Raw genomic sequence first — 6014 nt, 5'->3', positions numbered from 1 at the left:
TTGAATGCAGCTATTGAAGCGGCACGGGCCGGTGAGTCTGGCCGTGGTTTTGCGGTTGTTGCGGATGAAGTGCGCTCATTAGCGTCTAAAACCCATGATTCAACCAATGAAATTGAATCTATTATTGAACGCCTACAAAAAGAAGCAAACGAGTCATTTGTTGCAACACAGAGCTCGAAAGCTTTAGTGGAGCAAACAAAAACCAGCGCAGATGAAATACAGCAAGCACTATCGAGCATTATCTCTTCCGTAACGTCCATCAATGGCATGGTAGATTCTGTTGCATCCGCCTGCGAAGAGCAGTCAAACGTTAGTTCAAAAGTCGCAAATGATATGCAGTCTCTTGATAGTAGTGCAAAAGAACTAGTTAACGTGAATGACGATTTGGCAAACGTATCCAATGATATCTTGACGCAAACTACTGTCCTCTCCACTCAGATTGCTAAATTTAAGTTCTAAGTATACCCTCAAGCCAGCATAGGTACTTGCTGGCTTGAACCTTTCAACTCGATGTTAAACATTTAGAGGTCACAAATCCTTGCTGATTTTAGAGCTTTGAGATAACTAATCATACAAAACCTAAAGATACTATCACACCAATTAAAAACCTACCTTGGACAACGGAGAGCGACCTTGAAGAGACCACAACCAGTACTGGGAAAGACCGGTATGCTATTTTTTCTCGTCATAATAAGTGCTTTCCCTCCATTGACCATCGACCTTTACCTACCTGCGCTTCCGCAGATGGTCGACGTGTTTAATACTGACCGATCAATGGTCAACCTAACCCTGAGCAGCTACTTCGTTACTTACGCTATTGGTCTTTTATTTTGGGGGCCGCTCAGCGAGAAATTCGGTCGTAAGCCGATCCTATTAATTGGATTAGCGGGTTATATGGTCGCGAGCATATTGTGCGCGATGACCAATAGCATCGAACAGTTAATTGGTGCTCGTGTATTCCAAGCCTTTGCTGGTAGTGCTATCACCGTTATCGCTACCGCCATTGTCAAAGATCTTTATGATGGCCGAGAACGTGAAAAGATCATGGCGACTATCATGTCACTGGTGATCATCGCGCCAATGGTTGCGCCTGTATTTGGTGCCTTTCTACTGAAAATTGCGTCTTGGCGAATGATGTTCGTCACCCTCGCCATTTTTAGTGCATTTGCGTCAGTTTTAGCTTGCTGCTATCGAGAAACACTCGAAAGCAAATACCAAGGTTCTATGTTCCGCTCATGGGGAAGAATGGGCGTGGTCATGAAAAACAGCTCGTTCCTCAAGCTACTGGTCATTTTCTCTATCATACCGATGGCGTTGATGGGCTTTCTTGCGGCGGGTTCTTATATCTACATCGATCACTTTGGATTGACCGAACAACAGTTTAGCTACGCGTTCGCATTCAATGCATTATGCGCCTCATTTGGTCCAACAATTTACATGAAGTTGTCCTACCGAATGCCGGTTCAAAAGGTCATCTCAGGATGTTTTGCTTTATTGGCGCTTGCGGGCATCTTCACCCTAACCATTGGCGACCTGTCCCCTTGGTTCTTTATGTTCATCGCTGCTCCAGCAACATTAATGGCGATCATCATGCGAGTACCGGGCACCAACTTAATGTTGAATCAACAAGATCATGACACGGGCTCTGCCGTCGCACTGATTCAGTTCTTCAGCATGATTTGTGGTTCGCTTGGTATGGTATTAGTTTCAATACGCCCAGAGTCACTGATTGAAAACCTAGGCTTTATTCAATTATCCATCGGTACGCTAGGCGGCCTGATGTGGTTAATGGTTAGAAACAAAGAGTTCGTGACGACGAAGCTGAATTAAAGCTCTCAAGCCTAATTGTCATTCACACTACAATAAACTTGAAAACCACTATAACGAAATTAGAAACCGTCTACTTAGGCGGTTTTCTTGTATTTGAAGACGTACATTGAATTTTCAAACCATGAGTTTCATGCACAAAAAAGCTCCTATTAAGGAGCCTTCTTATCAGAGTCAGTGATCACTCAGTTTGGTCAATGACTACTATGCTTGAGCCACTTTACGCGCTGGGTGTTTAATAAACACAGCGACCACAGCCACGATAGCAAGCGCGAAACAGTAGTAAGAGTTAGACACGATCTCTAGCGGCGATAGGTTAAACACAGAGCCCAATAGCAACACCTGAGCACCGTAAGGCAGTACGCCTTGAATCACACACGAGAAGATATCCAATAAGCTTGCAGAGCGGCGTGGAGATACATCGTTCTCTTCAGCTAATTGGCGAGCCACACTACCAGAAACAATGATTGCTACGGTGTTGTTTGCCGTACATAGGTTCACCATTGATACCAAGCCTGCAATGCCTAGCTCACTTGCGCGGCCATTCGCTTGCTTAGAGTGAGAAGAACCAAATGCACGAATCAAACCGCTCACTAAGTTAGTCAGAAATGCTAATCCACCTTGGCGACGCATCAGCTCACTCAAACCACCAATCAGCATCGACAGTAAGAAGATCTCCTGCATGTTGCCGAAGCCTGCGTAGATATCTTGAGCGTAATCCGTCATACCGTAGTTCTCAACAGAACCTAGGCTCACGCCACCCGCCAGCAAGATACCAATCGTCAGCACAACGAATACATTCATACCCGATACAGCAAGAATCAAAATAGTGATGTACGGAAGGACTTTCAGCCATTCAATTGGGCCTGTTTCAGGAACTTGAGTTGCTGTGCTGTTGAAAGCAAAGATAACAATCGCGATAAGTGCAGCAGGAAGTGCTATACGGATGTTCTCTTTAAACTTGTCTCTCATCTCACAGCCTTGCGAGCGAGTCGCGGCAATCGTGGTATCTGAGATGATAGAAAGGTTGTCACCAAACATAGCGCCACTTAGCACTACGCCAGCGGTTAGAGGAATACTCATACCAGCTGAGTCAGCAATGCCTAGTGCAACAGGAGCAACCGCAGCGATAGTACCCATAGAGGTGCCCATTGCTGTCGCAATGAACGCCGAAATAAGGAAGATGCCCGGTAGGATCATGCTCGTTGGGATAGCCGATAGACCAAGGTTTACCGTCGCGTCCACGCCACCAGAAGCTTTAGCCACAGCAGCAAAAGCACCCGCCAATAGGTAGATCATACACATTGCGATAATGTCTTTGTGACCCACGCCACCTAAGAACTGCTCAATCGCACGGTTCAATTTATCTTTGCTCAATAGCAACGCTAACATCACAGCAGGCAGAGCCGCAATCGGAGCTGGAAGTTGATAGAAAGCAAAATCGACGCCTTGTAGCGACAGGTATGTACCCACGCCAATAAACAGCGCAAGGAAAACGATCAGAGGGATAAGCGCCACTGCAGAAGGGGCAATTACCGCGTTAGAATTTTTTGAATTGGACATGGAACGACAACACAATAGAACAGGAAGGTGAGCAGACTAATGTCACACTTAGAACTTGTCAACGTCTAGACGTCTAAACGCCTAATTTAATGCAAAGTAATAAGAACCCTATTAAGCATCACGTAATAAAAAAGGCTATTTACTCATCAGTAAACAGCCTTTCGATAACAGATAGTGCGCCGCTAGAAGTTAGCGTTTCTGCTTGAACGTTACTTGGTATTCACCAATGCCTTCGTAGTGGAAGGTCGTTGGTTTATCGAATTCCATTTCCACGATACCGCAGTAAGAGCCCGTGATAATGGCTTCACCCGCTTGGAAATCAACACCACGACGTGTCATGTAGTTAATCAGCCAGTAAATTGGGCTTGGTGGCAGTGTATTCGGGTGCTTACCGTCGAATGCTTGAACTTGCTCGCCTTGAGTCACTTCAATACTGATCTCTGCAGAAGTGAACGCTTTTTCGCGATCAATCTCAGAGCCAATAAATAGACCTTGGTTTACTAGGCCATCGGCCAGCTTTTCATAGAACTCAGCGCCGCTGTCATCCGCAAAACGAGACTGCATTAACTCAAGTGCCATGTGGCAAGAACCAATCGCTTCGTTGATTTGCTCTTCGCTGTAGCCTTCTTGGCTTGCAGGCAGGCTCTTAGCAAGCGTAAATGCGATTTCAGGCTCAACGCGTACTACGCCGTTGTCAGCAAACAGTTCACAAACTTCGCCTTGTTGAACGCTGCCCGAGAAGATTGGCGCAACAACAAACTTGTCTTCAGCCAGAGGAAGTAAGCACTTCCAACCGCCGACTTTATCGCTTTTCAAATCGATCATTGAAGATTGGATCTTTAGCGCATCTTCCAAGTTATTCGGACGGTACTGTTCGTCCAATCTTGGTGCTTTGGTGCCAGCAACACGACGACTCAACAGTTCTTCAGCTGCTTGTTTAAATACATTTGTCATATAATACCACCTTTAGTTTTATGACCAATATAATATCGGATTTCTTAAAGCTTGAATAGACAATTCAACAACGGTGCTACACCGAAAATTCAGCCATCAATTTTCGCATATTCTAGACGCAAACAACTGAAACTATTTTGATTTAAATGTAAAAAAGCCAGTAAGTTCGTTACTGGCTTTTCGATGTGTTGCTGATGGTTAGGCTTTACTGCCCTTTCAACGTCTTCTTCAAATTCTGCATGAAGTTTCTGAAGTGAGGCATAAAATCAACAAACAGAGGGTGTTTTCTATCTTGCATCATCAATGGGCCTAACAAGCGAATGCTCACTCCTAGTCGCGCTGCTGATTGCTCATCTAAGCCGCTGTCATGTTTGATCTTCTCAACAATCGCGAACATATCTTCTCTGTCTTCAATTTCAAACTGCATGGTTTGAAGTTCACGATCTTCTTTGATGTTCACTTCTTCGATAGTGATACGGTAGTTATTGTGTTTGCCTGTGAATGCTTTCATTTGGACCTCCTAAAATGCTTAAAAAGTGTTTTGGTTAGCTCTTCATGAATCGTTCGAGCTTAGGTTTAACCGTCATCGACATCACGACCATGATCGCAAGGCCAATGGGAAGTGCGGCAATAAATCCATTAAACCATCCACTGGTAAACGCCGATGTATCCGAAAATCCAATGTTATTTGCCGCTGTTACAAATGCCATCATGGACTCCATTATGAATGCCATGATCAGTCCTACGATCAGGTTGCGAACTTTCTCGCTATAAGTTGTGAACACTCTAGCAACGGCTTTGGTGACTAAAGCCATCATCACCGTGCCCATTGGCATCATGATCACGACAACAAGGGCTAACGAAGAAAGCCAGTTGCCAATAAATTCCTCGCCGAATCCGACATTCATGTAAGTCATCACAGCCGTTAAACTGCCGCCAATCGTCAGCATTAAGCTCATCATGACCAAAACTTTGTATAAAACCGGTGTGCCTTTTTGCTCAGGAAGAGTTGGCGTTAGAGTTGCTTGAATCGTCATATCTATTTCCTGTCTTGAATTTACGAACAATTAAGTTGATAATGTCAACTATAAATACAGTAGTTGATAATGTCAACTATATTTCTAAGGATAGTTTATGTCTGATAACACATCGCTAGAATCAATCTTTCGTCTAGTGCACTCTTTGAAACGTCAAATGAGCGAACAGATTGAGAGCTTAGACTCAGAGATCGCACCTATGAACATTCGTGTCATGAAGATCATTACTAAGAAGTCTCCATGTACCGCTATCGATATCGCACACTTCCTAGATCGTGATAAAGCACAGGTCACTCGGCTCATTAATGCCTTGATCAATCAGGAACTTGTGAAGAAGTCTCCGAACCCGGAAGACAAGCGCAGCCAGTTATTGGTTCTGACTGATAAGGGTCAAGAGATCATGAGTAAGGTCTCGGATATCGATCGAGACATGCTGAAGAGAATGACCAAAGGCATGGCCGAAGACGAGTTAGAACAATTCAGAAAAATTGCGAAGAAAATGGCGCAGAACTTAGAAAGCTGATCTTAAAAATAAAACTAAAAAACGCCACCGAATCGTAAGATCGGTGGCGTTTCGTGTATAAGTTGGGTTGTACAGCTTAGTGGTTTAGCTATGTCTATTTGGATGACAGC

At 44.4% G+C, this 6014-nt stretch carries 7 protein-coding genes; 3 read left to right on the top strand and 4 right to left on the bottom strand.

The annotated features are described in order from the left end of the window. Nucleotides 1-459, top strand: a 459-nt coding sequence (locus tag AB6D58_RS22100) for a methyl-accepting chemotaxis protein (RefSeq protein ID WP_372158503.1), incomplete at its 5' end; no start/stop codon positions are given. 210 nt (nucleotides 460-669) lie between these two features. After that, nucleotides 670-1830, top strand: a complete 1161-nt coding sequence (locus AB6D58_RS22095; protein WP_372158501.1) for a multidrug effflux MFS transporter — start codon at nucleotides 670-672, stop codon at nucleotides 1828-1830. A gap of 201 nt (nucleotides 1831-2031) precedes the next feature. On the opposite strand, the gene AB6D58_RS22090 is transcribed toward AB6D58_RS22095, so the two are convergent. From AB6D58_RS22090 to AB6D58_RS22075, 4 genes are all read right to left on the bottom strand, one after another. Next, nucleotides 2032-3390, bottom strand: coding sequence for a Na+/H+ antiporter NhaC family protein (locus AB6D58_RS22090; RefSeq protein ID WP_372158498.1), 1359 nt, complete (start codon nucleotides 3388-3390; stop codon nucleotides 2032-2034). 189 nt (nucleotides 3391-3579) lie between these two features. Beyond that, a complete protein-coding gene (locus tag AB6D58_RS22085) occupies nucleotides 3580-4344 on the bottom strand; it encodes a hydratase (RefSeq protein WP_017060576.1) in 765 nt (254 codons plus the stop codon). Nucleotides 4345-4549: 205 nt separating this feature from the next. Beyond that, entirely contained in the window at nucleotides 4550-4855 is a 306-nt protein-coding gene (locus AB6D58_RS22080; protein WP_017060575.1) for a DUF3861 domain-containing protein, read from the bottom strand. A gap of 34 nt (nucleotides 4856-4889) precedes the next feature. Then, nucleotides 4890-5381, bottom strand: a complete 492-nt coding sequence (locus tag AB6D58_RS22075; RefSeq protein ID WP_017081271.1) for a DUF2798 domain-containing protein — start codon at nucleotides 5379-5381, stop codon at nucleotides 4890-4892. Between the two features lie 97 nt (nucleotides 5382-5478). On the opposite strand from AB6D58_RS22075, the gene AB6D58_RS22070 reads away from it, so the two are divergent. Beyond that, entirely contained in the window at nucleotides 5479-5904 is a 426-nt protein-coding gene (locus AB6D58_RS22070; protein ID WP_017060573.1) for a MarR family winged helix-turn-helix transcriptional regulator, read from the top strand. Nucleotides 5905-6014 lie beyond the last annotated feature (110 nt).

The sequence above is a fragment of the Vibrio sp. 10N.239.312.D08 genome (genome assembly GCF_041466145.1).
Taxonomy (GTDB): domain Bacteria; phylum Pseudomonadota; class Gammaproteobacteria; order Enterobacterales; family Vibrionaceae; genus Vibrio; species Vibrio crassostreae_C.
This window is presented reverse-complemented; position numbering and strand designations above follow the sequence as displayed.

Coding starts and splice junctions, on each gene's coding strand:
- AB6D58_RS22095 (WP_372158501.1), top strand. CDS start 670: ATGCTATTTTTTCTCGTCATAATAAGTGCTTTCCCTCCATTGACCATC.
- AB6D58_RS22090 (WP_372158498.1), bottom strand. CDS start 3,390: ATGTCCAATTCAAAAAATTCTAACGCGGTAATTGCCCCTTCTGCAGTG.
- AB6D58_RS22085 (WP_017060576.1), bottom strand. CDS start 4,344: ATGACAAATGTATTTAAACAAGCAGCTGAAGAACTGTTGAGTCGTCGT.
- AB6D58_RS22080 (WP_017060575.1), bottom strand. CDS start 4,855: ATGAAAGCATTCACAGGCAAACACAATAACTACCGTATCACTATCGAA.
- AB6D58_RS22075 (WP_017081271.1), bottom strand. CDS start 5,381: ATGACGATTCAAGCAACTCTAACGCCAACTCTTCCTGAGCAAAAAGGC.
- AB6D58_RS22070 (WP_017060573.1), top strand. CDS start 5,479: ATGTCTGATAACACATCGCTAGAATCAATCTTTCGTCTAGTGCACTCT.